Origin of the sequence: Paenibacillus endophyticus (assembly GCF_014192395.1) — a bacterium.
Taxonomy (GTDB): Bacteria; Bacillota; Bacilli; order Paenibacillales; family Paenibacillaceae; genus Pristimantibacillus; species Pristimantibacillus endophyticus.
The window spans coordinates 135,277-160,053 of record NZ_JACHXW010000015.1; the positions used below are offsets into that span (position 1 = coordinate 135,277).

Sequence of the window (24,777 nt, forward strand, 5' to 3'; positions counted from 1 at the left end):
AGAATGACCCATAAGCAGCGGTTCTCCCCTTAAACTCCCGCTCAAAACGGGATGTTGAAATGGGAATAGAAGTGATTACTATTTCGCGTTGCCTCTGTTAAGCGCCGTTACGCCAGTGCGCGAAAGCTCGCGGATGCCGTAAGGCTTCAGCAGCTCAACCATAGCGTCGATTTTCTCGGTGTCGCCGACTACCTGTACCATAAGAGAATGCGTGCCAATATCGACAACCGCTGCACGGAACGTTTCAACGACTCCTAAAATTTCCGGTCTAGTAGACGGCTCTGCATTGACTTTAATCAGTGCAAGCTCACGCGCGACCATCGGATTGGAACTAAGATCAATAACCTTAATAACATCAATAAGCTTGTACAATTGCTTCGTGACTTGCTCGAGGGTATGGTCATCACCTGAAGTGACGATGACCATACGCGACAAGCCTGCTTCTTCGCTGGATCCTACCGTAATGCTCTCAATATTGAAGCCGCGGCGTCCGAACAAGCCGGAAACGCGCTGCAGAACACCGGGCTGATCGTTTACGATTACTGCGATCGTGTGTTTTTTCATTCCGCATCCCCCATGATCATTTCGTCGATGGTGCTTCCTTGTGCAACCATTGGGTACACGTTTTCTTCCTTGCGAACGACGAACTCCACAACGGCCGGACCAGGATGACGGAGTGCTTCTTCCCAAGCTGCCCGTGCTTCTTCCTTGTTCGTTGCCCGAAAGCCTTTGACGCCGTAAGCTTCGGAGAGCTTGACAAAATCCGGGCTGCCGGAAAGATCGATATGGCTATAGCGGTTATCGTAGATAAGCTCCTGCCATTGACGAACCATCCCGAGCACTTGGTTATTGATAATAGCCACTTTTACCGGAATGTTGTTAATTGCGCAAATCGCAAGCTCTTGCGCACACATCTGCATGCCGCCGTCACCGTTGATGGAAACGACTACGCGATCAGGATTAGCCATTTGAGCGCCGATTGCTGAAGGGAAGCCGAAGCCCATCGTTCCGAGCCCGCCAGACGTTACCCATGAACGCGGCTTATTGAACTTGTAATACTGCGCTGCCCACATTTGGTGCTGGCCAACGTCAGTCGTTACAATTGCATCGCCGTTCGTCGTTTCATGAATGAGCTCAACTACCCATTGCGGCTTAAGCTCAACATCCGAATCCTTGTAGCTGAACGGATATTGCTCACAGGACGCTTTAAGCTTGGCGCGCCAGTCATCTGCTTTGTCCGCGCGCTTAGCCAGCTTGTTGACGACTTCCAGCACGGTTTTTACATCGCCAACGATTGGAATGTCCGTCGGTACGTTTTTGCCGATTTCCGCAGGATCGATATCGATATGAACAATCTTCGCCAGCGGTGCGAAACCCGAAAGCTTGCCGGTCACCCGGTCATCGAAGCGTGCGCCGATGTTAATAAGCAGATCCGCGCTTTGAATCGATTTGTTTGCCGTATAGGTTCCATGCATTCCAGGCATGCCCAGGAACAAGTCGTTGCCGCTTGGGAATGCGCCAAGTCCAAGCAACGTCGTCGTAATCGGAATTTGTGTTTTCGTTACGAACTCGAATAATTGTTCGTGACCGCCAGAGTATACTACTCCGCCGCCAGCAAGGATAAGCGGACGCTCTGCCTGTTCAATGGCTTTAATCAGCTTGTCGACTTGATTCTTGTTCGGCGATACGGTCGGGTTATACCCGCGAATGTTAACTTCCGTTGACGGCTTGAACAGCGTTTTAGCAGCAGAGATATCTTTCGGTATGTCAATCAATACCGGACCTTTACGGCCCGTATTGGCAATATGGAATGCTTCATGAATAATGCGCGGCAGGTCCTCAACATCGCGCACCAAGTAGCTGTGCTTCGTAATTGGCATCGTGATTCCCGTGATATCCGCTTCTTGGAAAGCATCGCTTCCGATCAAGCTGGATATGACATTACCCGTAATGACAACAAGTGGCACTGAATCCATATAGGCTGTAGCAATTCCCGTTACGAGGTTTGTTGCCCCCGGTCCAGAGGTTGCGATACATACGCCTACTTTGCCGCTTGCACGAGCATAGCCGTCTGCAGCATGTATTGCGCCTTGTTCATGGCGTGTAAGCAAATGATTGAAGTCGGGATTGCCGTGCATCGCGTCATAAATGTACAATACTGCTCCGCCTGGATATCCGAATACACAATCTACATCCTCAAGCAATAGACTTCTAAGCAAAATTTCCGAACCAGATATGACTTCGGGCTTCGAAATCCTTTCCTTCATTTCCTCTTTTGACTTCAGTGTTGCACCTTGCGTTACCATCAGTCATCCTCCTCTCAAAAAAAACAAAAAAACCTCTCGCTCCTCATGCTTCAAAAAGAAGCAACGAGGGACGAAAGGTATATCTTCCGTGGTACCACCCAAATTTGTTATACCTCTCTCGACGTATAACCTCCACAAGTAAGAACGTCGTGCACATACGTTCATACTATTGGCACTTTAACGCTTGCCCTGCGATTTCCCCTATTAGGCAACAGTTGTTGCTTTTCAAGGAAACAGCTCCGAGGTGAGCTCGTAGAAAAGGGATTTTGGCGATGGTTGCAGCTGATCCATCCGCTCTCTGTTCAAAAGGGCCCTAAGCACTTCGTCCTCATCATTGCTGATTGTGTATGTACCACATGGCGTTACACCGGTACGTGGTAGATAAGACTTTCTTTATTATATGCCGTGAATCACCGTTCGTCAAGAACCATAAACAACTCTTCCCGCAAAATGTAATCGGCGCATTCCAAGCCCGTTTCACATATAGTAGTGTAGCCTCCAAACGGCAAACTCATGCAGCGTTCACCGCCGCTCCCCCGCTGCAGAAATGGAATGATGATAATGATCAGACTTTATGAGCCAAGGCTCGATGAGGCCGAAGTCGTTCGGCTTATAAAAAACGAGCTTATCCCTTTGTCACATACGGTTCATCAGCACGATGCTCAAACCATTCGCGAGCTGCCGAAGCGGTTTCGCCGTGGTGTTACTTATGTAGCTTCTTTATCCAAAAAAAGCCCGCCAATCTCCTTCCTCCACTTCGAGGTAATGGGAGAGGTGCTTTATTTAGATATGATGGTCACCCATCCCGATCACCGCAACCGACAATGGGGTAGGAAATTAATCGCGCAGAGCGAGGCTTACGGCAGATCCCAGAACTGCATCATTGCAAGACTGTTTGTGGACCAAGTAAATGGCAAAGCCCATCAACTTTACAGTAAATTGGGTTACCAAACCGTCCGTTATTATCCTGAACTTCGCTGCTTTGAGATGCTCAAGCCGCTCACCCCGCTATGATCGACTAATGATTCTTAGTACCCGTTATAGCCTTGATTTCCGTAACCATAACCTCCACCGCATTGGTTGAAATTATTGTTGCAGCATCCTCCGCCGCCATAACCACCGCCGAAGCCACCGCCAAACCCGCCACCAAAGCCGCCGCCAAGGAATGGAAGCGTACCGATTGCCAGAAGATCAAACAATACAAGCGGCAGAATTGCATTTGTCTGCACAACTTTCCCCTTGTCCTGCTTGAGCGGAGCAACGATTAGTTTATTTTGGTGAACTCGAACGAGCTTGCCTGTGACGACAGAGCCATCTGGACGTACTGCATAGATGGATTTGCCGACCAGTTTCCGTACTTGTTGTTTGGAAACACTATTCATGCATAATCCCTCCTTTCCCTTTGTCCTATACCATATTCAAGGGAAGCAGCATCCGTCTGTTTGTTTGTCCTCTGCATCAATAAATGTACATTTCTTCACGTCGCGAATATCCAAGCCCGAACAGGCGATCCACATGATCAAAACAAAAAAGGCTGTCCAACCTCAATGAATGAGTCGGACAGCCTTTATATGTGATTAACGCCTATGCGTTAATTTTTTCTTTCGCAATACCTGCAAGTGAGTTAAACGATGTCATATCGTTAACAGCCAGGTCAGCAAGGATTTTGCGGTTCACTTCTACGCCCGCAAGCTTCAAGCCATGCATGAATTTGTTGTATGAAAGACCGTTAATGCGTGCTGCCGCATTGATACGAACGATCCACAGTCTGCGGATGTCACGTTTTTTGTTGCGACGGTCACGGTAAGCGTACATAAGGGACTTACCTACTTGCTCCTTCGCTGTTTTAAACAGGCGATGCTTCGAACCGAAATAACCTTTTGCTAGCTTTAGAATTCTTTTGCGACGACGAGTGCGGACAAAACCGCCTTTGACTCTTGCCATGAATGGAAACCTCCTGTAGGTTGAATTAGCTTATTTGTTGTTGCTTATGATTACAAGTTGGAAAGGCCTTGCTTCAAACGACGAACGTCGCCAGCAGCCATAAGCGGTTGGCCAGCAAGTACGCGTTTTTGACGACCGGATTTGTGTGAAAGCAAGTGGTTACGGTAAGCTTTGTAACGTTTTACTTTACCAGTTCCAGTAATTTTAAAGCGGTCTTTCAGACTGCTGTGTGTTTTCATCTTAGGCATATCAGTTATCCTCCTTAAGGTTCTTCATCAGTTGTTAGCTGTTGGTTTTGGGTGCCAAAATCATAATCATGCTCCGGCCTTCCAGCTTAGGAGCGCGCTCAACGCTGCATAATTCGGCAACCTCTTTCGAAAGACGATCCAAAATCTTCTGTCCAAGAGAAGCATGTGCAATCTCACGGCCACGGAATCTTACGGATGCTTTCACTTTATCGCCTTCATTGAGGAATTTAACGACGTTCCGGAATTTCGTTTGGTAGTCGTTCTCGTCAATGTTAGCACGGAACCAAACTTCCTTAAGATCAACGATCTTTTGGTTTTTACGAGCTTCTTTTTCTTTCTTCTGCTGCTCATAACGGAACTTTCCGTAGTCCATGATCCGGCATACCGGCGGCTTAGCCGTCGGTGCGACGTTCACCAGGTCCAAATTAAGCTCAACAGCTAGCTGCATAGCATCGCGAATCGATTTGATACCGATTTGCTCGCCTTCAGCACCTACTAAACGTACTTCTCTGGCCCGGATCTCATCATTGATTTGATGTTCTCTGCTAATAACGTGCCACCTCCAAAATTGGTTGTTTCATGTCTCTACGCAATAAAAAAATGCGGGTTCGCTCGAACCCGCATCTCATAACCGTACATGTATGTCAGAGCATCATTTCGTTAGAAATAATGGAATGACTAATCGATTATCGCGAACCAGCCAGCCTTAGCCGAAAGGTGAGAAGCGGGTGCTTCTGCTTGTGCGTCATTAAGTTAGTTGAAAATGTTACCGTGTTACTATACCATGGCCTACGAATCCATGTCAACAGCTGAGAATATGTTTTTGAACTGCGTTGCCGAACGTCAACGCTATTTGCTCTGTACTTCCTCAATACGAACAACGCGTGTATGTTGCGTATGACTCCACGTTTTGTTGTTCTGAGTAAAGAATGCGTAGAACGTAATCGGCCACCACGATATGAGGAAGAACGGCAATGTCAGCAGATGCGCATACATCTTCCACGATTTCACTCCTTCTAGCATGAGCGCTATCGGGAACTGAATAATTCCAGCAAAAGCAGCGATTCCTACCGTCCACCAAGGCAGATAGTTGTACAGCGAGTCTAGGTAGTTCGTGGATGGGATCGCGATGTCGATCCACATCACCAGCGTCAGAATAAAACCAAGCAGCGTATTATATACGGAGATCGTGTAGATCGCCGAATCGAATTTCACGAAGTTGCGCTCCTTGATGCTTGCCCATAGAAGGGGGAAAAAGTAATTGCGGGCAACGTTGAAATGGCCCTGCATCCAGCGAAGGCGCTGCCTTGCCGAAGCCTTGAACGTGACCGGCTTCTCGTCGTATACTTTTGCATCATAGTTCAAGATTGGATAAATGCCGCGCTGCACGCAGCGCATCGAGAACTCCAAATCCTCAACCAAGCTCGTTGCGCCCCAGCCCATATCCTTCAGCAGCGCAGATTCGAAGCACATGCCGGTTCCGCCAAGGAAGTTGCTCATCTTGAGGTTTGTCCTCGACAGCTGCCACAAGCGATTGCAATACCAATAGGTAATGCCATAAGCTGCAGTAACCCATGAATCGTCAGGGTTCTTCGTATCCAAATAACCTTGGATTACTTGGTGGCCTTCGCACAAATCATCATTCATCAATTGCAGGAAGTCCGGATTCACCAAATTATCCGCATCGAACATGACAACCGCGTCATATTGACGGGGCATAGCCCATAGCTCCTTGAGCATCCATTCAATCGCATAGCCTTTGCCGCGAAGCAACTGGTTCGTTCTCTCGCATGCATGGACCCCCATGCTGCGGCTAATATCTGCCGTGCCGTCCGTACAATTGTCACAGATTACAAATATATCGTATAGCTCTTCTGGATAGTCCATTTTCTTCAAGTTTTCGATTAGCGCCCCGACCACTTGCTCTTCGTTATGCGCTGCGACAAGCACAGCGAACGATTTTTGTGCAGCGTGATGCTTGCGGCTTTTGTTTTTGATCATTCCAAAAATAGAAATACCGAACTGGTAAACCGCAAGTGAAGCCATTACGATTTGAAACGCGATAAAAATAACACTTAGAACCATGCGATACTGCCCCCTTGAGACCCCATTTTTTTGCTTTTTTTCAGCAATCACTCATAACTGCCGCAAGCTTTTTATTATATATTTTCTCTTTGAATGAGTGTTTCTCTGCAAACACTCTCGGACCTTTATTGATTCTCCACAGAAACATCTTCTTTGTCAAAAGTTGAATTTGTCTCCATTAGGCTTAATCTTGGCAGAAAAACGCTTGCATGGCATGCCAATGAACGCATTACCTCCTTTTACGACGACTCAGCCTTATTTTCAACCATTTACTGACTTTTTAGCTCTAACGTCCTTATTTACGATGGAAGACAAGAAAATGTTTCTTAAGTTTCGCTAACCTTGTGTGACGAACAGGTGAACTAGACCTTCCCCGTTGACATGATTTGCAGTTTCGACAAGTTCTGCCGCAACGACCGAATATATGTCCATTACAGTTTTACCATCAACTGCACATTATTAAACAGCAAACAGCATCAATATTTGTATCTTTTATCTGGTACGTTTTTCCTAGGCATTCTGATATGCGAATTGCGGGCGTCGAGCTGGACACACAGTCGTCCAATTAAATGCTATAATACTTACTTATCTTTAATAATGGGACAAGAAATAGTTTACGCTCGGCTTACAAAAACATGATAAAATTAAATTTATCTAAGAAAGTCACCATTTAAAGTAAGCCACCGTTAGGAGGATGACAGCGATGGAAAGAATGATAGGCTGGCTGAAAACAAGTGAGCAAAAAGTGCTGATTTGGGCAAATCGGAGACCTTCTGGGGGGAAACGACAGCGATTTTTGGGTAAATGGCTAAGCATAGTCACACATATGGGCGGCGCTACCTTCACGCTCGCAACCGCCCTGCTATATGCAATACTCGCACCTGCACCATGGAGCCTTACGGGCTGGCAATGCTTGACTGCGGTTATTATCAGCCACCTGCCTGTGGCTGTCGTAAAACGGAAATTCAAACGGCTTCGGCCTTACCAAGCGATGCCTGACGTCAATACGGGACATAATCCATTAGTGGATTCTTCCTTTCCATCCGGCCATACCACCGCTATTTTTGCATGGCTCGTCCCAATCCTGCTGACCAGCGGAGTCTGGTTAACCTTGCTAATACCCATAGCGCTTATAATAGGTGTTTCGGTGGGATGGTCAAGAATGTACTTAGGCCTGCATTATCCTTCCGATGTTGCGGCAGGCGCGTTAATCGGAAGTGTGACGGCAATAGCCGTCAATTATTCATGGGTAGGCTCCGCAGTGGGGATCAATTAATTAGTTTCATCCTCGGAATCTTCTGCTTCCGCCTTGCTGGCTTCTGCCTCTTCCTTTAGTGACTTCTCCTGCTTCGCTTCGCGATGCTTTTGGAGTGCCTCGGAGCCGATAACAGCCTCAACGCGATAAATGTTTTGCCCTTTTTCCATAAATTTCATTTCATACTCGGTAAACACAAGGTCCTCTCGGGGACCTTCTTTATGTAGATGAAGCGATATATTGCGCATAATGAGCTCCATCTCAGCAAAGCTATTCAAGGAAAACTCAAACAATGACTGCGAGTCCGTCTTGAAATGGATTTCACCGCGCTCATTGAGCAGCTCGATATACTTGGCGACAAGTCTCGGGTGCGTAAGTCTCCGGCGGGCATGCTTTGCTTTCGGCCATGGATCACTGAAATTAAGATGAACGCGTTCGATTTCTCCAGGCGCGAACATCGTTTCGATGCCTTCGATATTTGCGCGAAGCAAGGCAAGATTCGGCGGGTGAGACTCCCCTTTTTGTTCCCAGACAATCCGAGCCTTATCGCTCGCCCGGCGCAGCAACTCGTCATACATATCAACGCCGATGAAGTTGATATGCGGATAGCGAACGCTCATTTGGCTAATAAAACGGCCTTTCCCCATTCCCAGCTCAACGTATATCGGCTGATCGTTTCCAAAAAACTCACGCCATTTTCCTTTGTGAGGAGCGGCATCAAGCACAACAAGCTCCGGCTGGCCCTCTAGACTTTCACGAATTCCTTTTCTTCCTCTTAAACGCATATGCTGTGATTCCTCCAATTATCGTAGACGATGCAACGAATAGACTATTCCTTATTGTGCCGAACAATCTACACAATGTAAAGAGGTCTAATCAAACGAGCGGTTCATTGAAAAAAGCCGGCACCCATTACTTGGATGCTCGGCTTTATTGGGTTTCGCTCGCTTAACCATGCTTAAGATAGAAGCTGGTAAGGAATGGGGCCATTCTCTTGCTGCTCGCGCTCGTAAGTATCGACCAGCACTTCGTTAAGTTTCTTCCGGGCAGAAATCTCTACGCCATGGTTATTGTGAAAACGGACACCCGTAAGTGCCATCAGTTCTTTTACAGTTAGCTCGACCGTTACTATATCGTCGCCGCGCAAAATTTTGGATACATTATTCATCTCTAATCACCTCATCGATTTATTGTAAGAGTATTTCCATTTAATCGACGTTTCATGAATGCAGGTGCAATTGGGCTATGTCAGGTTTATTTGTTGTTATGTCGCACTTTTAATATAACACTTCATGTAAGGTTAAGCAAGCCCAAATTACTCCTTTTCAAAAATAATTTCCAATTAAAGCGGTTTCCGAACATTCAAGCTCCTACTTGATATCAGACGTGGCTTTTCCGCTCGTTTTTCGCTAAAATATAGGATGTATGTGTTGAAAGAAGGGGAAATCGATGATTGGATCAGACACATCGCAGCCTTCACTCTGGGGCGATAAACGATTTCATACATGGAATTACGAAATGCGGGAACAATTCGGCGGGAAAGTATTCAAGGTAATGCTCGATGCCGGCTTCACCTGTCCGAACCGCGATGGTTCAATTGCGAAAGGCGGCTGTACGTTTTGCAGCGCACGAGGATCAGGAGATTTCGCCGGCAGCCGCCGGGACGATCTGGTCACGCAGTTCAATAATATTCGCGACCGCCAGCATCAGAAATGGCAGGAAGCGCAATATATCGGTTACTTCCAGGCGTATACGAATACGTATGCGCCTGTCCGGGAGCTGCGTGAGTATTACGAGATCATTTTGCAGCAACCGGGAGTCGTTGGCCTTTCTATAGCAACTCGTCCCGATTGTTTGCCGGACGATGTCGTTGATTATTTGGCCGAGTTGAATGAGCGTACCTACCTTTGGGTGGAGATGGGTCTTCAAACCGTGCACGAATCGACCTCCGAGCTCATTAATCGGGCACATGACACCGCATGCTACGTTGACGCAGTGAAGCGGCTTCGCGCTCGCGGCATTCGTGTCTGTGCGCATATCATTTATGGACTGCCGCAGGAAACGCATGAAATGATGCTCGATACGGGGCGTGCGGTTGCCCAAATGGATGTACAGGGCATTAAGATCCATTTGCTGCATCTGATGCGCAAGACACCTATGGTTCGCCAGTATGAAGCCGGTCTTTTGCAGTTTTTGGAGCAGGACGAGTACGTAAATCTGATTGTCGACACCCTTGAATTTCTTCCTCCCGAGATGATTGTTCATCGCCTCACCGGAGACGCACCGCGTGATCTTCTGTTGGGACCGATGTGGAGTCTCAACAAATGGGCAGTGCTAAATGGATTCGACGATGAGCTGAAGCGCCGCAATACTTGGCAGGGCAAGCATTGGAACTCGGAGTCATAGGCCGCAATGTATGCTAAACATTAGCCTGCGATTCAAACCAAAGGTATAGGAGGTGGCCCATGGGTTTTCTATCCGTCCTAAGTATGGCTCACAAATGGATTGCTGAGCGCACTTTGCCAGGGGACATCGTAATTGATGCTACCGCCGGCGGCGGTGTCGATACGCTAATGCTCGCAGAGCTTGTCGGACCGAAGGGCACCGTGTATGCCTTCGATATTCAACAGGAAGCGCTTGATCGCACGCAGGAACGACTCTCATCGTCAGCAAGCGCCGATAAGCTGCCGAATGTGAAGCTTTTGCTTGAGAGCCATGCAGGAATGGCATACGCAGTTGACGGCAAAGCAATCGGACAAGTCGCAACTGTTATGTTCAACCTCGGCTACTTGCCGGGGAGCAGCGACCTTACGGTTATTACCGAACCCGCGTCAACGTTGCTTGCGCTTGAAGGCGCAATCCGTTTACTGCGTCCTGGCGGCATCATTACCTGCGTCTTATATCCCGGCCATCCAGGCGGGGCAGACGAAGCAAACAGCGTAGAGCAATGGGCAGCGCAGCTTCCCCAGCATTCCGCACAGACCGTTATTTATCGGCAATTGCAGCGTGCTTCGGCGCCCTACCTCATTGCAATAGAAAAACGTCCAGACGCGGCTAGGTAATTGGTTACTAGATTACGATACGAAAGGGCGCTATTATCGAATAGGATGCAGCTGTAGCAGCCCTACATACAACAGAAATGGGAGAGATGAGAGATGACAGTAAAACCATATCCATTACAGTTTAAAGCAGAAATGAAAGAAAGAATTTGGGGCGGACGCGCTTTAGAGGGCTTTGGTCTTGAGCTTCCTGAAGGCTCCATAGGTGAAGGTTGGATGATCGGGGATCACCCGAATGGCACAACGAAAGTGATGAATGGCGTGCTTTCAGGCACAGGCCTTGATCAAATTCGCGAAACATATGGTCCGGTCTGGTTCGGAACGCAAGGCTTTTCTGAGAAAAACGGTCGTTTCCCGCTTCTCATCAAGCTGCTCGATTGCAACGACGACCTCTCAATTCAGGTTCATCCTACCGATGAATATGAAGGCCTTCCTGCCGGTGAGCTGGGCAAAACAGAGATGTGGTATATCCTTGATGCCAAGCCAGGCGCAAAAATCATTTATGGCTTGAAGGATGGCGTGGACCGCTCCGCAATGGAAGCCGCTATAACAGAAGGACGCATCATGGACACGCTGCAGGAGGTACCTGTTCAAGCTGGGGATGCATTCTACATTCCTGCTGGTACGGTGCACGCGCTATGCTCCGGCGTTGTCGTAGCCGAAATCCAGCAAAACTCCGATACCACCTACCGATTGTTTGATTACGACCGTCCAGGCCTTGACGGACAGCTGCGTGAGCTGCATATCGAGGATTCCCTCAACGTTATCGCCTATGAGGGCGCAGGCGCTGCACGCATGAAGACCGACCATGCCGTAGCAGGCGAATGGCTGACGATTGCTTCCTCTCCATACTTTGTCGTTGAGAAAGGCATTGTCGCCGCACCTTGGCAACTATCCACTTCCTTGGAGAGCTTCGTTATTCTAGTCATCGCAGAAGGCGATGGCGCATTGAAATGGGATGACGGCGAGCAAGCAGTGAAAGCAGGCGAATGCTTCCTTCTTCCTGCCAACCTCGGTAACTATGAGCTTTCTGGAAGCATGACCGTGCTTAGAAGCATCGTACCCGCTGCTGTTCTCTAACCCTTACGATATAAGAAGAAACGCCTGACGGCGTCCTTTCAATAGACGCCATCGTTTCAGCGAAACGTATAGAGAAAGTAGGAGCAAACCCATATACTTTCCTATACGTCAAGAAGAAACGGCTTCGCCGTCCTCTGCAAGAGGCAGGTATCCGTTTCTCGTAGAAATAGAAAAATACGTTATCGCGTGAAACATATAAAGTCTTATATTTTGAAAAGAACCGCCAACCCTAGGCATTGCCTAGGGCGGCGGTTCTTTTTCATTCTATATCGAATTAGCTTTGCAGTGCCTCTTGTTCGACTTCAATCGATAACGTAAATGGCCGCGGCTTCGGCTTGCTGCTTCCGGCCTCAAGCGCATAGAGCACGGCAAGCAGCGTGTGGCGTTCCCGAACTACCTCGCCCGTTGACAGGAAGGTCGCAAGATCAAACGGCAGCTTCTCGATTACCGCATGCTTGTGAAGCTCCTTCTCCCCGAACTTTAACGCGGCGAATTCCGGCGATACATCCGCAGGACGCTCTGCCAAGCGGCGCATCCATCCGCTCCATACAGACTTGTCCATCGTAAATTCCCACCAGGTTTTACGCGGTTTATAGTTATGGTTAAGGAAATAATCATATTTCATTAGTCCCAGCACCACATCCGAATCAAGACGCGAACCGGCAATCGCCAGCACCTCATCAAATGTAAACGACTGCTTCTGAGCATCCTCCTCCAGAACCGGCAAGGAACCGACCGCTAATTTCCCTGAACGCGGCAAGGATTCAAGGAATGCCCACAGCCGAGAATACAGGTCCTCAAGCTGGTGGCCGATCTTTTGCCAGCCGCTGCGCTCCCAGAAGTCGCCAAAGGCTTGGAAGAAGTCAAACGGCGACGGAAATACGCGATCGACCAAGTAAAGCAGGGTATGATCCATCCGATGAGCATTCCAGTATTTCTCAAGCACATCCTCTACCCGCTTAATGCGAACGATATCGCCGAATGGCATGAGATCATTCCCAAGCATTTCGTAGGGCGAGCGGTCCATATAAATATAGCCCCATTTGTCTGCTTCCCGCCGCAAACCGGTGCCTCGAAGCATTTTGAGAAAGCCAAGCTGGAGCTCTTCCGGCCTTAGCTCGAACACATCGTTGAACGTGCCTCTGAACGTATCGTAGTTCTCAAGCGGCAAGCCAGCAATCAAATCGAGATGCTGATCGATTTTTTGCGAGTTTTTCACCTTCATGACCGTACGAACAAGCTTCATCCAGTTTTGGCGGCGCTGTACCGCTTCGTTTGTTGAATCATTGGTCGACTGCACGCCGATTTCGAAGCGGAAGATACCGGGAGGCGCATGCTCTGCCAGATAGTCCAGCACCTCAGGGCGCATAATATCAGCTGTTATTTCGAATTGAAAAACGCAGCCTTGATGGTTTTTGATCAGAAACTCAAAAATTTCGAGCGCGTAGTCTCGTTTGATGTTAAAAGTTCTGTCTACAAACTTAATGAGCTTGGCGCCTTTCTCAATCAAGTACAAAATATCTGCCTTCGTACGCTCCATGTCGTAGTACCGAACGCCGACCTCGATGCTCGATAAGCAGAATTGGCAGCTGAATGGACAGCCTCGGCTTGTCTCGAAATACACGACACGGCTGCCAAGATGGGGAATATCCTCCTTGAAGCGATGCGGGGAAGGCAGCTCGTTCAGGTTCAGCTTCGGACGCGGAGGGTTAATAAGCACCTCGACGCGATCCTCGCGCTGCTTTCTGTAGGTAACGCCGAATACCATATGGTACTTCCCGTCTCCCTCAATCTCCGTCAGCAGATGATGGAAGGTCTCTTCGCCTTCCCCAACCACGATAAAGTCGACCTCCTGCACGCGTTCCATCCAATAGTCCATATCGTAGCTGACTTCCGGGCCGCCGAGAATAATTTTGATTTCCGGCATGATTTTGCGCAGCATGTTAATGACCGTTATCGTTTCCTCAATGTTCCAAATGTAACAGGAGAAGCCGACGACATCCGGCTTGCGCGAATAGATATCCGAGACAATGTTCATCACCGGGTCTTTGATGGTATATTCCGCGATTTCAATATCGAATCGGTCGCCGCTGAATGCCTTCAGACATCGCAGGGCAAGCGATGTGTGTATAAATTTAGCGTTTAAGGTGGACAGTACCACTTTCATAGCATAACCTCTCTAACTTAAGCATTTGCTTTCTGAGCGGAATCACGCAAAGCACTCCCGCATCGAGCAAGATGCCTTCTATTGTACCGAAAAAAAGCAAAAAAAAGAAGAGGCATCGAACGGGCGCTTATCCCGCCAGCTCTTGCCTCCATCCTTTTACACGCGCACTTTAATAAATAGCTCGTTTTTGAGCTGCATATCAATGACAGGGAAACGCACCTGCCACTTGTCCCCGCCAAGCGAAGTCACCTCGCCAGGGGCAAAGCCTCGCGGCTCGAAGCCGTATTCACGCTCATAGTTAATCAATACCTGAATTTTTTCGTCGGGCAGCATTTCATGGAACTCATGACCTAAGTTAATGGCCCATAAGCGAAGCTCCTGAGCGGAGGCAGCACCGTAATACATGTAGAATAAAGGATCAATCTCAGCCGTGAGCACCAGCCAGCCCGAGGAATCGCGTTTTGCCGTCCACTTCGTGAATGCTGCTTCGCCCTCTGTCGTTGAGAGCAGGCCATAGTGATCCTTTAGCAGCTTCTCGATGTCGGTCAATGGCGCTCCCACTAGGGTTGCCGGCAAGCTCGAAGGCAAAAACCTCGCGTCTTCGACATCCTTGTCTGTAATTTCGCTGTTCAAGCTTGCCGCATGAATGACGGAAACGGCAAAATTAAGGTCAGCGCTTGTGCCGGAATAGCCTAGCGTAGTGATCCCCACTAGATCTCCGAACTCATTAAACAACGCGCCGCCAGAGCTTCCGTGATCAATTGGAGCACTCGTTTGTATATATCTAATGCCATCCTCATACGTAATATTACTTATTAAACCGTCAGAAACCGTATTCTGCAGTCCAAGCGGGCTGCCGATTGCTACGACCTTTCCGCCTTTGTACGAATTGAGTCCGTAACCTAGCGTGACAGGCGCGATTCCGATCGCTCCTCCCGTTCTAACGATTGCGAGATCGGCATCCTCGTCATATTTCACAACGCCAGCAATCGTAAGCTGCTTGCCATTGATCGTTAATGCTGTAGCGGATGCAGCGTCCGCGATGACGTGGTAATTAGTGAGAATTAAGTTTTCGCCGATCACAACGCCGCTTCCCTGCGCCTTGTTCGTCATGATTAGAACGACGCTTTCATCGAATTTATCTACGATTTCTTTGCTCGTCAGCGTAGGCAGATTATTTTGCGATTCCAGCCATTCCTCATATTCTGCATTCTCCGCAGCCTCTTGGGAAGTAATGCGCACCGCGCTGGCCGCTTTATCCCATTTCACCGTAGCGTTAAGCGATTCTGCTATAAAGCGGGCCGGCACGAAGGTAACGCCCTTCCGAATGAGGGCAGGTGCATCCAGCTTAACCGTTTTGCCGTTAATGACAGCCGTCTTCTTGCCAACTTGAAGAGAAATAGATAAATACCCTTTTCGTGCGATAATCGTCTGCGTCTTGCTTTCCCAGGTAACCGATGCGCCTAATGCCTTGAAAATATCACGCATAGGTACGTATGTAACGCCATTCTCTGCATAGGCAGCCGCCGATAAAGAGATTTTCTTCCCGTCTACAATGACTTGCAATTGCTGTGCTGCGGCAGTCGCTTTTGTCGTAACGCTTGCTGCTGCGGCATGGCCGCTTAATCCCGGAAGCGGAGCCAGCAATAAGCCTGCTACCAGCAAAGGACTGAGCAAAGAATGAATCAGTTTTGTTTTCACGCGTTGATTTCCTCCAACCTTTTCCATTTTCACCATTTGGTATATCTAGCCATTATCCTACCATTCCTCATGATGCTTTGTCTATTAAACCGGAATTGATAGAATATGAGTTTAACGTAAATAGAAGATTAGAACAGAGCCGCTCACTCGTGGTATAGTAGGAGCATTGAATCTAGGAGGGTTTTACATGCAAAGAGGGAAAAAGCGAAGAGCTCCTCAAACACAAGCAGACAAGAGCAAGTCCTATCCGGTCACGGAACCGATGGAGCTGCTGCCTTTTCTCTTACAAAATATATCCGGTGCAGGCCGAAACGTCGTCAAATCCATACTTGCGCACGGACAAGTATCAGTCAGCGGCAAATCAACGACTGCATACAATTATCAGCTCCAGCCCGGTCAGACCGTCACGGTAGGCAAGGATCGGCCTCAGGAGAAGCTTCCCCTTGAAGGCCTCGCGATTCTGTTCGAAGATGAACATATTATCGTCATCAAGAAAGAGTCCGGACTGTTGTCTATTTCATCCGACTCTGCGCCGGAGAATGAAGTGACGGCTTATCGCCAGCTTACCGCTCATGTCAGGCTTGAGAATTCGAAGAACCGCATTTTCGTCGTGCACAGGCTCGACCGCGATACTTCAGGGGTTATGATGTTCGCCAAAAGCGAAGCCGTTCAGCAGCAGCTGCAAAACAGCTGGCAGGACACCGTTCAAGAGCGTATTTATGTGGCGCTCGTCGAAGGGGCAGTCAAGAAGGAGAAAGGTACGATCTCCTCCTGGCTTAAGGAAAGCAAGACGCTCAAAATGTATTCCAGCTCATACCCGAATGACGGACTGCACGCCGTTACCCACTATAAGGTGCTTCGCTCGAATAAAAGCTTCTCCTTACTGGAGGTCCAGCTCGAAACTGGCCGAAAAAACCAAATTCGCGTGCATATGGAGGATATCGGCCATCCTGTTGTTGGTGACAAAAAATATGGCGCCAAATCACGGACTATCGGCCGTCTCGGCTTGCATGCCCGCGTACTCGCCTTCACGCATCCCGTTACAGGCAAGCTAGTCCGGTTCGAAACCGACATTCCGAAGCTGTTCCTCCGGCCGTTCCATGCCGCTGAGGGAGTAGAAAACTAAAAAGCATCGGCTGCTGGTTACAAAGCGGCCGATGCTTTTTTCTGATATACTACAAACAGCATTTATTCTAGCTCGTATTGGAGGAATAACCTATGCCTCATTTAGTATTCCGCGGTGTTGCCGCTGATCAATTGATAACCGTTACTTCTACCCTTGCCGCAGAGCTTGCGGATATATGCGAATGCGGAACCGATAATTTCACGATGGCATGTCTGCACGCGACGAATGTTTATGGCGGAATGCCGGGCGAGCCTTCCTTCGCCTTTATCGAAGTAGGCTGGTTCGAGCGCGGTCAGCTCGTGCAGAGCCGCTTCGCGGAAACAGTCAACCGCCACGTCGCACAGCTCGGAATCCAGGAAATCGAGATTGTATTCCATGCCTACCGCGAGGATAGCTATTATATTAACGGTAAGCCAGTAAAAGGTTAGAGCCAAGAAATTAGCCTGAAAAGATCAAAGATACGGAACAAGCGTATGCATATCACAAACCATCCGCTTACTTACGGCTGTGCCGCTTATGTTCATTCCGTTATTTCTGAAGCGTCCATTCCACGTCATCGATGTTCACCCAGCCAGAGCCGCCCTGAACATACACCGTAACCAAATCCTGTTCCGCAATCGAAACGGCGGGCAGCTGAATTTTCGTATATTCTTCTCGAGCGGCAATAAACTGTTCCTGTACCTTTCTTCCATTAACCAACACGCCTATTGCTCCGCCTTCCGCATTAGCGCTTACCATAGCCGACAATGAGTGTTCACCTGACGCGGGGTTAACGAAGGTCTGTGATGCACGTTGATCCTTGCCCGGATCCAAGTACATCAGCTTCGTGCCGCCGAATGGCCGATTCCCAGCAACGCCCGCGCCCAATGTGAGCCTCCAATGTTGCTGTCCTTCCTCAAACCCGCCATTCCGGAACGAAACGTGGGCATCCGTTTTCTCCTGGTTGCCTTTTCCGCTCACAACCGTATAGTTTTTGAACTTTTTGATTTGGTAGCCCAATTCTTCGGCAGGAAGAGGAGCGCTGTTCGAAACAACATAGGCGGCCTCCAACTCCGATTGTATCGTCGGCTTGCCGAATTGATACCGGCCAAAAGAGCGGACAAACTGAAAGGCTCCACCCGGGTTTATATAGTCCACCGTATCCAAATACAGCTGCGGGGAGATTCGTTCATAAAACAACACATAAATATATGGCATCATGACGTCATCCGTCACGTAGACGGTACCCTCGGTCGCATCGGACGCATACGCGATTGCCTCGCCAAAGGACTCGTAGAACATCGGACTGATCTGCTTCGAGTAAGAAGTGAAATATTGCCCGCAAAACAAGCCGAAATACACGGAGAATGCGGCAATCGCAATAGCGAGTGCATACTTGATATGCTTATGCAGCCAAACCAAGCCCGCTGCAGCCGCAAATACCGTCGGGTAGAAGATGATATTGATGCGGTTGATATTAACGTCTGTTATCAGCGTCATGAGCAGCGCCGTTCCGAGCCATAATCCTATGACCGCCGTTTCCACACGGAATTGGACGACGAGCCGATATGCCCCATAAATGATCCCAATGCCGATAATCGGCAAAGCCAAAGGATACATATAACCGAAAGTCGGAATCGCATTCCACAAGAGTCCATCATTTTGCGTCAAATACAGCTGTAAGAACGATTTAAAATGATGCGAAAGCATCGCCAGCGGCTGTCCTTCGAACGCCGATGAAACCTGCTCAACGCGAGGAACCGTCAGCTTCGGTATCGAGAATAAAAATGACATCATCGGCCTATCCAATCGATTCACCAGCAGAAACAAACCGATCGGCGCCGCTAGAACAAACAGCAGTACACTGTTCCAAACCAGCACACTCCGCTTGATCGTCTGTTTCACGGCAAGCAGCGCAAGCACGCTCAATCCAAACACGGGTACAAAAAAATAAGCGGTCCCGTATGCATAAAGCGAAAGGCCAATCGTAATCGTGAAGCCGACCAGCCATCTTGGCTGCTCAAACGCCTTGAACAAAAAATAGACAGCCAGCAGCACAAGGGTAGGAAAAATATTAGACTCCAGCGCCCATCTGGACATCATAATATGCCAAGGACAAATGACAATGAGGAACGCTGACGATAAGGCAGCTGCTTCCTTCTTGAAAACGCGCTTTGCAATGAGGTAAAACAATACCATTCCGACCAAGCCAAACAGCATGCTGACCATTCGGACGCTTACCAGATTCAAACCAAACAAATAAACAAACGGAATGGATAAATAGGCATATAGCGCGTTTTGCCCGCTTCCCCATGCGATCAAATGAATCGGCAGCGTTATGCCGTTGCGATCCATTCCATAATGAAGAATCGAGAAGGCCTCGTAGCCTATTGATGCCTCATCCTGGTTTAAGCCGCCCGGTATCGCTCCCGCGTAAAGCACCCGCACGGCTGCACCAACCATAAATAATAGAAGAAGCAGTCTATTTCGCTGGATCCATCTCTTAAGTCGAATAAGCATTAGTTGCGATCACCATTTCCAGCTATGGAGTTAGTCTGTCTAATCGGATACAAGAAGAAGAAAATAAGAGCGATTAGCAATGCGAAAAACGGAATAATACTCAGCATGGAGCGGATGCCCCATACGGCGGCCTCGGCTTGCACTGCATCCTTCACGTAACCGCTGGCCTCTAAAATTACGCCTAGTACGACAGCCTGGAGCGACACGCCCCATTTGACGATAAATCCGTTCATTCCGAAATACATGCCTTCCCTGCGCACTCCCGTCCGCCGTTCATCCTCGTCAATAATTTCAGATAAAAGGACATCCAGCAGCACGAGAAGCCCGGCAAGACCAATCCCGATTGCTGCCGCAGCGACAGCAGCTGCTGCAACGCTTTGCACGAATAGAAAAGGAATCATAGCAAGCGCATAAATGCTGACCGCAACGATGACCGTTTGGCGCGGTCCCCATTTCTGTACCAATCTGCCCCATAAGTAGACGCAGGGTATAGCAGCTATAAAAATCGCGCCAAGCAATACCGTATTGCTCTCATCCCCTGCGGCAAGCACGTATTTGGTGAAGAACGGAATCGCTGCCGGCAGCATCGCAAACGTGAATTGCACGAAGAAGCTGCCGATGACAAACCATAAGAACGCCTTATTGGAAAACGTAAATTTCAAAGATTGCACAAAACCGATCTCTTCGCGTTTAACGACTCGCGTCTCTTTGCTTGCAGAAACCATAATGATCAAGAATACTAACGCAATGCCTGCAAAGATGGCTCCCATTGGCCCCCAGCCCAGCTTGCCGTAAACGAGCGGCGGCAGAGCCACGCCGATAATCATCCCGACAATCCCGAACATTTGCCGCCACGAGGATACGGAAGCACGCTCCTTCATCGTCGTGAACATTTCCGGGAATAGTGCAGAATAATTCAGTACGACCATAACGAACAAAATATCATATAGCAGCACGATCGTTAAAAAATACCAAAACAATGTCAATCCGGTTCCCACTGGAAACCATATGGCCGTAAATAAGGCCGCGAGCGGAACCATGCCGAACAGCATATACGGTACGCGCCTTCCGAAGCGGCTCCTGGTCCGGTCCGAGATATACCCAAACAACGGATTTAATACTGCATTCACGATGCCATGGATGACCATTGCCGCGCTGATAAGCGTCGGCTTCACCCCAAGAACGTCCACATAATAGAAGACGATGTAGGATGCAAAGGCTTGCGCGATCAGGTTTACCGATAAATTGCCCGAGCTGTAAGCCAATTTCGATTTAAAGCTTGTACTTGCCATGCACAACACGCCCCCGGTTACGATGAAAGTCTATTATTAATAAGGTTAATAACTCTCTCATCTTACCGTAAAAACCCTTATTATTCCATAATTAACTTTTGGATCAATTACAGCTGTTTAACCATGCGGATATAACGGCTGCCGCTTACCTGAATCGAGCCGTCTTCCTCGTAATTCAGCTTGTTGTACAGCGCGTAAGCTCTTGCATTATTCGGCTCGACAATGAGTGAAAGCTTGCTATAGCCTTGTTCCTGACCCTTGCTCTCGAAGGCGCTGATCAACGCTTTGGCGATGCCTTGCCCTTGATAATGCTCATCGACGGCGATCGAATCCAAATAATACTCTCCCTCCCTCGCCTCCACCGCAATCGCATCGCCGCCACGCGCTGCAAAAGGCAAATCCAGCGCAGCAGCACCATCTCCCGCATAGCTGAGCAGCATGCCGGCAATTTTATGCTCGCGTCTGTCTACGAGTACATGCTTATAGCTGATTCGATTGTCTTCCCTCTTATAAAAGCCAATGAGTATGCGCCTAGCCTCCTCTAAATCCTCCGTACCTGCCAGTGTATAGGCAATATGGCCAATAGCGGCCAGAATCAGAGGCATTACCTCTTCCGCGTCTTCTATTCGGGCTGATTCTATCATGATGACATCCCTCATTCTGAATATTGTTCTGTTATAATAAACAATTATAATTACTAAAGGTGATGAAGCAATGGGCAACAACTATTATACATTTCCTATAGGGGTCAAGGACAGAGAGGTTCCCTTCGCACCAACCGCAGAGGCCAAGACGAGCCAGCAGCTGGTTGGGGCTGATGAGCAAGATTCCGGTTTCTTCCGCTCATTGGAGCAATACGGCATATCCCTCAACAGACCGCAGCTGGCTGCCGTTCGACATAATCATGGACCGGCGCTTACGCTGGCCGGGGCTGGATCGGGTAAAACCTCCGTGCTCGTATGCCGAACTGCTTACCTGCTCGCTGTCAGGCGCGTGCAGCCTCAGCATATTCTGTTAATGACCTTCTCCAAAAAAGCGGCCGACGAGATGCGCGGACGCATCCGTTCTCTGCCTGCGCTCAACCCGCAGGCAGCAAATGGGGTTGAAGCACGCACCTTTCATTCCTTCTGCCTCCAGCTTCTAAGAGGACGAGGCTATCGTCAAGGCATACTAGGCGAAACCGGTCAAAAGCATATCTTTTTCAAAAGGCTGATGCGTGAGCTGATGCTGAAAAATGATTACGAACCCGAGACGCTGCTTGCCCAGCTCTCGGCAATTAAGCTGCAAATGATCAACGTCAGCGACCTTCCATCCGCGACAACGGAGGAACGTGAGCTGAAGCTGCTTTTCACACGTTATGAGCAGTGGAAGAAGGATATGGACAAGCTGGATTATGATGATCTGCTTCTGGAGGCCTATAAGCTGCTAAAGGATGACGAGGCACTGCTTGCCGCACTCCAGAACCGATTCCACTATGTTATGATCGACGAGTTTCAGGATACGAACCAGGTACAGTATGTGCTGGTGCAAATGCTGGCGGACAAGCATCGCAACCTGATGGTGGTTGGCGACGACGATCAGACGATCTATTCTTTTAACGGCGCCAAAAACGACTATATCTTGAACTTTGAGCATCAATATCCTGGAGCGGTTACCTATGTGCTTGACATCAACTACCGTTCAACGAGCACAATCGTAGGACTTGGCAATGCCATTATTCAATACAACAAGCTGCGCAAGGAGAAGACGCTGCTGGCGGTGAAGCCAAAAGGCGTTAACCCGGCTTATGCCCGGCTCAAATCCACGCAGGAAGAAGCTCTGCTGATCGTCGACACGGTTGCAAATCAGGTGAATGCAGGCAAGCGCGCTTATGGCGACTTTGCGGTCCTATTCCGAACGGCAAGCAGCAGCCGGGCACTGACAGAGCTGCTTCTGACAAAGGAGCTCCCGTTCATCGACTTCGGGGACGGCCAGCTCTTTTATGACCAATGGGCGATCAAACCGCTGCTCGCGCATCTGCGGCTCGTGCAGGACCGCCGCAACTTCGATGCGATGGAAACGCTGCTGCCCTCCTTGTATGTCAATCGCGAGCAGGCCATGGCATTTATTTGGAACCAAGACAAGCAAAGGGCAAAGAAATGGCCGCTTATCCATTTGCTTGAATTCCCTCAGCTTAAGGAATTCCAGAAGGATAAGATCAAAGAGCGGATCAAGCTGATCAAATCGTTGACCGATCTTAAGCCTGCTGCCGCTATTATGCAGCTTCGCCAAGCGTTTTATGACCAATTTCTTGAAACGAGCAAAAAACATGAAATGACTGAGCACAAAGAAGGCTTGAAGGAAGTGCTGGATGAATTCGAATCAGCAGCTGGTATATATGACACCATCGAGGCGTTTCTTGCATACATTGATGATATTACAGACAAGCATGCGGCGCTGCAAAAGCTCCAAAAGCACGAGCATAACCGCAGTGCAATATCACTGATGTCCATACACAAATCCAAAGGACTCGAATTTCCCGTCGTGTTCGTCATCGGTGCCTCGGAAGGCATCCTTCCGCACAGCTCCGCGCTAGCCGCAGACAAGCATAGCGATCGGACCTACATTCAAACAGGTGAAGACTCGCTTGCCGAAGCGCTCGAGGAAGAAAGGCGCCTAGCTTATGTTGCGGTCACGCGGGCACAAGAGGAACTGTATATAAGCTCTCCCGCTCTTTATCGGGGGAAACCGGCGGAATTATCCCGCTTTATCCGCTCCGCTTTCTCGAATGGCGAGGAGGAGGATGCTGATTCCGAATCTGTGCTCGCGTGGCTGTGTACAAGCTCCACTTGCCAAGTATGGCAACGTATCATTACTTATGAGGATTCTCAAACCGAGACAAGGTCTTGCCCGCTGTGCGAGGCACCGATGGAGCAAGGGACGAAGATTCTGCCCAAGAAGAAGAAATAAGGAGAAGCGATCGCAGCATGAGCACCCTACACGAACTTCTGATGCCATACCTCAAGCTAGCCGATGCCGTTATCATTACAGACATCAACCATGTCATCCTTGCCGTGAATGCTCCCTATGAGAAAATAACAGGATATGGAGAATCCGAAATTACCGGCAAAAAAGCAAGCGTTCTGCGAACGTCCTATACGCCAAAAGAGACGCATGACCAGATGAAACGCGCGCTCAGCCTTGGATTATCATGGTCTGGCGTATTTACGAATCGCAGGAGAGACAGCAGCATCTGGCATTCGTCCATCACGATTACGGTAATAGAGATTGACGAAGCGTTCTACTACATTGGGATCTTCCGCGAGCTGGAGAAGCTGAAAAGCGGTTTTTATTTGCCAGAGGAGCGCATCGGCTCTATTCAAAGCTCGATGCTGAAGGTACTCGCGATTTCATGCGAGATAAGAGATCCCGGCATTGAGCAGCATCTCGTACGCGTTCGCGAACTAACAGAGCGGCTGACCCATTTCCACAACGAACGGCTGCAGTTGAACTGGCCGGAGGAGCTTGTCAATCGCATCACGCATGCCAGCATTTTGCACGATATCGGCAAATCGGGCATACCCGAGGGCATTCTCTACAAGCCGGGCCCCTTAGCTTATTATGAGCGGCAGATTGTCGAGATGCACACTCAGATCGGCGTTGACATCATCGATAAAATTTATGCGGGGCTGAATGACGACCTCTTTCACCAAGAGCTTGAAATGGGTAAAAACATCATTCTCTACCACCACGAGAAATGGGACGGAAGCGGCTATCCCCACCAGCTTGCAGGCGAGGATATACCGATTGAAGCACGAATTGTCAGTGTCGTTGACGTATTTGATGCGCTTACCAGCATCCGGCCGTACAAAGATAAGTGGTCCGAGGAGCGTGCGCTTGCCTTTATTACCGAGCAGCGCGGTCTCCACTTCGACCCGGAGCTGGTCGATTCTTTTCTCGCACTCATTCAGAGTCATTCCAACTAGAATAACGAAGCAGCAGCCCCCTGCATGTGGACATGCAGGGGGCTGCTGCT

The 24,777-nt window shown here is 49.0% G+C and carries 23 protein-coding genes and 1 other annotated feature; of the genes, 9 read left to right on the forward strand and 14 right to left on the reverse strand.

Annotated elements, in window-relative coordinates; all coding sequences use genetic code 11:
- Positions 1–78: 78 nt before the first annotated feature.
- Both ilvN and ilvB read right to left on the reverse strand, forming a co-directional pair.
- Positions 79–564, reverse strand: a complete 486-nt coding sequence (gene ilvN / locus FHS16_RS21555) for an acetolactate synthase small subunit (RefSeq protein ID WP_183567569.1) — start codon at positions 562–564, stop codon at positions 79–81.
- Complete coding sequence (gene ilvB, locus FHS16_RS21560) at positions 561–2,306, reverse strand: biosynthetic-type acetolactate synthase large subunit (RefSeq protein WP_183567572.1); 1,746 nt, start codon at positions 2,304–2,306, stop codon at positions 561–563. Before ilvB ends, ilvN begins: the two co-directional genes overlap by 4 nt.
- A gap of 561 nt (positions 2,307–2,867) precedes the next feature.
- Here ilvB and FHS16_RS21565 point away from each other — a divergent pair.
- Entirely contained in the window at positions 2,868–3,320 is a 453-nt protein-coding gene (locus tag FHS16_RS21565) for a GNAT family N-acetyltransferase (protein WP_183567575.1), read from the forward strand.
- Between the two features lie 14 nt (positions 3,321–3,334).
- Here the strand turns inward: FHS16_RS21565 and FHS16_RS21570 are convergent, their stop codons facing one another.
- From FHS16_RS21570 to FHS16_RS21590, 5 genes are all read right to left on the reverse strand, one after another.
- Positions 3,335–3,688: an eL33 family ribosomal protein gene (locus tag FHS16_RS21570; RefSeq protein WP_183567578.1), complete on the reverse strand. Its 354-nt coding sequence runs from the start codon at positions 3,686–3,688 to the stop codon at positions 3,335–3,337.
- Positions 3,689–3,890: 202 nt separating this feature from the next.
- Positions 3,891–4,250 (reverse strand): 50S ribosomal protein L20, encoded by a 360-nt coding sequence (rplT, locus tag FHS16_RS21575; protein ID WP_054028358.1) that lies wholly within the window; start codon positions 4,248–4,250, stop codon positions 3,891–3,893.
- 50 nt (positions 4,251–4,300) lie between these two features.
- Positions 4,301–4,498, reverse strand: a complete 198-nt coding sequence (rpmI, locus tag FHS16_RS21580; RefSeq protein WP_053374531.1) for a 50S ribosomal protein L35 — start codon at positions 4,496–4,498, stop codon at positions 4,301–4,303.
- A 34-nt stretch (positions 4,499–4,532) separates the two neighbouring features.
- Complete coding sequence (gene infC / locus FHS16_RS21585) at positions 4,533–5,030, reverse strand: translation initiation factor IF-3 (RefSeq protein ID WP_183567682.1); 498 nt, start codon at positions 5,028–5,030, stop codon at positions 4,533–4,535.
- 56 nt (positions 5,031–5,086) lie between these two features.
- Positions 5,087–5,244, reverse strand: a sequence feature (ribosomal protein L20 leader region).
- Positions 5,245–5,347: 103 nt separating this feature from the next.
- Positions 5,348–6,583 carry a glycosyltransferase family 2 protein gene (locus tag FHS16_RS21590; RefSeq protein WP_183567581.1) on the reverse strand — a complete coding sequence of 412 codons (1,236 nt, stop codon included), beginning with the start codon at positions 6,581–6,583 and terminating at the stop codon, positions 5,348–5,350.
- A gap of 703 nt (positions 6,584–7,286) precedes the next feature.
- Between FHS16_RS21590 and FHS16_RS21595 the strand changes: the two genes are divergently transcribed.
- Positions 7,287–7,859 (forward strand): phosphatase PAP2 family protein, encoded by a 573-nt coding sequence (locus tag FHS16_RS21595; protein ID WP_183567584.1) that lies wholly within the window; start codon positions 7,287–7,289, stop codon positions 7,857–7,859.
- On the opposite strand, the gene trmB is transcribed toward FHS16_RS21595, so the two are convergent.
- Entirely contained in the window at positions 7,856–8,623 is a 768-nt protein-coding gene (gene trmB / locus FHS16_RS21600) for a tRNA (guanosine(46)-N7)-methyltransferase TrmB (RefSeq protein ID WP_183567587.1), read from the reverse strand. The genes FHS16_RS21595 and trmB overlap by 4 nt on opposite strands.
- A gap of 173 nt (positions 8,624–8,796) precedes the next feature.
- On the reverse strand, positions 8,797–9,006 hold the full coding sequence (locus tag FHS16_RS21605) for a hypothetical protein (RefSeq protein ID WP_183567589.1): 210 nt from the start codon (positions 9,004–9,006) through the stop codon (positions 8,797–8,799).
- Positions 9,007–9,287: 281 nt separating this feature from the next.
- Between FHS16_RS21605 and mnmL the strand changes: the two genes are divergently transcribed.
- The 3 genes from mnmL (at position 9,288) to FHS16_RS21620 (ending at position 11,977) form a co-directional block, all read left to right on the forward strand.
- Positions 9,288–10,244 (forward strand): tRNA modification radical SAM protein MnmL/YtqA, encoded by a 957-nt coding sequence (gene mnmL / locus FHS16_RS21610; RefSeq protein ID WP_183567592.1) that lies wholly within the window; start codon positions 9,288–9,290, stop codon positions 10,242–10,244.
- Between the two features lie 59 nt (positions 10,245–10,303).
- Positions 10,304–10,900: a tRNA 5-(aminomethyl)-2-thiouridylate-methyltransferase MnmM gene (gene mnmM, locus FHS16_RS21615; RefSeq protein ID WP_183567595.1), complete on the forward strand. Its 597-nt coding sequence runs from the start codon at positions 10,304–10,306 to the stop codon at positions 10,898–10,900.
- A 93-nt stretch (positions 10,901–10,993) separates the two neighbouring features.
- Positions 10,994–11,977: a type I phosphomannose isomerase catalytic subunit gene (locus tag FHS16_RS21620; RefSeq protein ID WP_183567598.1), complete on the forward strand. Its 984-nt coding sequence runs from the start codon at positions 10,994–10,996 to the stop codon at positions 11,975–11,977.
- A 274-nt stretch (positions 11,978–12,251) separates the two neighbouring features.
- Here FHS16_RS21620 and FHS16_RS21625 read toward each other — a convergent pair whose 3' ends face one another.
- Together FHS16_RS21625 and FHS16_RS21630 are read right to left on the reverse strand one after the other, a co-directional pair.
- On the reverse strand, positions 12,252–14,144 hold the full coding sequence (locus FHS16_RS21625) for a B12-binding domain-containing radical SAM protein (protein WP_183567601.1): 1,893 nt from the start codon (positions 14,142–14,144) through the stop codon (positions 12,252–12,254).
- Positions 14,145–14,300: 156 nt separating this feature from the next.
- A complete protein-coding gene (locus FHS16_RS21630; RefSeq protein WP_183567604.1) occupies positions 14,301–15,845 on the reverse strand; it encodes a stalk domain-containing protein in 1,545 nt (514 codons plus the stop codon).
- Positions 15,846–16,032: 187 nt separating this feature from the next.
- Here FHS16_RS21630 and FHS16_RS21635 point away from each other — a divergent pair, with 187 nt between their 5' ends.
- Complete coding sequence (locus FHS16_RS21635) at positions 16,033–16,971, forward strand: RluA family pseudouridine synthase (protein WP_183567607.1); 939 nt, start codon at positions 16,033–16,035, stop codon at positions 16,969–16,971.
- A gap of 92 nt (positions 16,972–17,063) precedes the next feature.
- A complete protein-coding gene (locus FHS16_RS21640) occupies positions 17,064–17,399 on the forward strand; it encodes a DUF1904 family protein (protein WP_183567610.1) in 336 nt (111 codons plus the stop codon).
- 100 nt (positions 17,400–17,499) lie between these two features.
- Here the strand turns inward: FHS16_RS21640 and FHS16_RS21645 are convergent, their stop codons facing one another.
- The 3 genes from FHS16_RS21645 to FHS16_RS21655 form a co-directional block, all read right to left on the reverse strand.
- Positions 17,500–19,470 (reverse strand): glycosyltransferase family 39 protein, encoded by a 1,971-nt coding sequence (locus FHS16_RS21645; RefSeq protein ID WP_183567612.1) that lies wholly within the window; start codon positions 19,468–19,470, stop codon positions 17,500–17,502.
- Positions 19,470–20,762: an MFS transporter gene (locus tag FHS16_RS21650; protein ID WP_183567615.1), complete on the reverse strand. Its 1,293-nt coding sequence runs from the start codon at positions 20,760–20,762 to the stop codon at positions 19,470–19,472. The genes FHS16_RS21645 and FHS16_RS21650 overlap by 1 nt, the downstream gene beginning before the upstream one ends.
- 107 nt (positions 20,763–20,869) lie before the next feature.
- Positions 20,870–21,406 (reverse strand): GNAT family N-acetyltransferase, encoded by a 537-nt coding sequence (locus tag FHS16_RS21655; protein ID WP_183567618.1) that lies wholly within the window; start codon positions 21,404–21,406, stop codon positions 20,870–20,872.
- A 70-nt stretch (positions 21,407–21,476) separates the two neighbouring features.
- Here FHS16_RS21655 and FHS16_RS21660 point away from each other — a divergent pair, with 70 nt between their 5' ends.
- A complete protein-coding gene (locus tag FHS16_RS21660; protein WP_183567621.1) occupies positions 21,477–23,711 on the forward strand; it encodes a UvrD-helicase domain-containing protein in 2,235 nt (744 codons plus the stop codon).
- Positions 23,712–23,728: 17 nt separating this feature from the next.
- Positions 23,729–24,727 carry an HD-GYP domain-containing protein gene (locus tag FHS16_RS21665; protein WP_183567624.1) on the forward strand — a complete coding sequence of 333 codons (999 nt, stop codon included), beginning with the start codon at positions 23,729–23,731 and terminating at the stop codon, positions 24,725–24,727.
- Positions 24,728–24,777 lie beyond the last annotated feature (50 nt).

What these genes read in the sequence shown, in the direction of transcription:
- ilvN (WP_183567569.1), bottom strand. Translation starts at nt 564, where the DNA reads ATGAAAAAACACACGATCGCAGTAATCGTAAACGATCAGCCCGGTGTT.
- ilvB (WP_183567572.1), bottom strand. Translation starts at nt 2,306, where the DNA reads ATGGTAACGCAAGGTGCAACACTGAAGTCAAAAGAGGAAATGAAGGAA.
- FHS16_RS21565 (WP_183567575.1), top strand. Translation starts at nt 2,868, where the DNA reads ATGATCAGACTTTATGAGCCAAGGCTCGATGAGGCCGAAGTCGTTCGG.
- FHS16_RS21570 (WP_183567578.1), bottom strand. Translation starts at nt 3,688, where the DNA reads ATGAATAGTGTTTCCAAACAACAAGTACGGAAACTGGTCGGCAAATCC.
- rplT (WP_054028358.1), bottom strand. Translation starts at nt 4,250, where the DNA reads ATGGCAAGAGTCAAAGGCGGTTTTGTCCGCACTCGTCGTCGCAAAAGA.
- rpmI (WP_053374531.1), bottom strand. Translation starts at nt 4,498, where the DNA reads ATGCCTAAGATGAAAACACACAGCAGTCTGAAAGACCGCTTTAAAATT.
- FHS16_RS21590 (WP_183567581.1), bottom strand. Translation starts at nt 6,583, where the DNA reads ATGGTTCTAAGTGTTATTTTTATCGCGTTTCAAATCGTAATGGCTTCA.
- FHS16_RS21595 (WP_183567584.1), top strand. Translation starts at nt 7,287, where the DNA reads ATGGAAAGAATGATAGGCTGGCTGAAAACAAGTGAGCAAAAAGTGCTG.
- trmB (WP_183567587.1), bottom strand. Translation starts at nt 8,623, where the DNA reads ATGCGTTTAAGAGGAAGAAAAGGAATTCGTGAAAGTCTAGAGGGCCAG.
- FHS16_RS21605 (WP_183567589.1), bottom strand. Translation starts at nt 9,006, where the DNA reads ATGAATAATGTATCCAAAATTTTGCGCGGCGACGATATAGTAACGGTC.
- mnmL (WP_183567592.1), top strand. Translation starts at nt 9,288, where the DNA reads ATGATTGGATCAGACACATCGCAGCCTTCACTCTGGGGCGATAAACGA.
- mnmM (WP_183567595.1), top strand. Translation starts at nt 10,304, where the DNA reads ATGGGTTTTCTATCCGTCCTAAGTATGGCTCACAAATGGATTGCTGAG.
- FHS16_RS21620 (WP_183567598.1), top strand. Translation starts at nt 10,994, where the DNA reads ATGACAGTAAAACCATATCCATTACAGTTTAAAGCAGAAATGAAAGAA.
- FHS16_RS21625 (WP_183567601.1), bottom strand. Translation starts at nt 14,144, where the DNA reads ATGAAAGTGGTACTGTCCACCTTAAACGCTAAATTTATACACACATCG.
- FHS16_RS21635 (WP_183567607.1), top strand. Translation starts at nt 16,033, where the DNA reads ATGCAAAGAGGGAAAAAGCGAAGAGCTCCTCAAACACAAGCAGACAAG.
- FHS16_RS21640 (WP_183567610.1), top strand. Translation starts at nt 17,064, where the DNA reads ATGCCTCATTTAGTATTCCGCGGTGTTGCCGCTGATCAATTGATAACC.
- FHS16_RS21645 (WP_183567612.1), bottom strand. Translation starts at nt 19,470, where the DNA reads ATGCTTATTCGACTTAAGAGATGGATCCAGCGAAATAGACTGCTTCTT.
- FHS16_RS21650 (WP_183567615.1), bottom strand. Translation starts at nt 20,762, where the DNA reads ATGGCAAGTACAAGCTTTAAATCGAAATTGGCTTACAGCTCGGGCAAT.
- FHS16_RS21655 (WP_183567618.1), bottom strand. Translation starts at nt 21,406, where the DNA reads ATGATAGAATCAGCCCGAATAGAAGACGCGGAAGAGGTAATGCCTCTG.
- FHS16_RS21660 (WP_183567621.1), top strand. Translation starts at nt 21,477, where the DNA reads ATGGGCAACAACTATTATACATTTCCTATAGGGGTCAAGGACAGAGAG.
- FHS16_RS21665 (WP_183567624.1), top strand. Translation starts at nt 23,729, where the DNA reads ATGAGCACCCTACACGAACTTCTGATGCCATACCTCAAGCTAGCCGAT.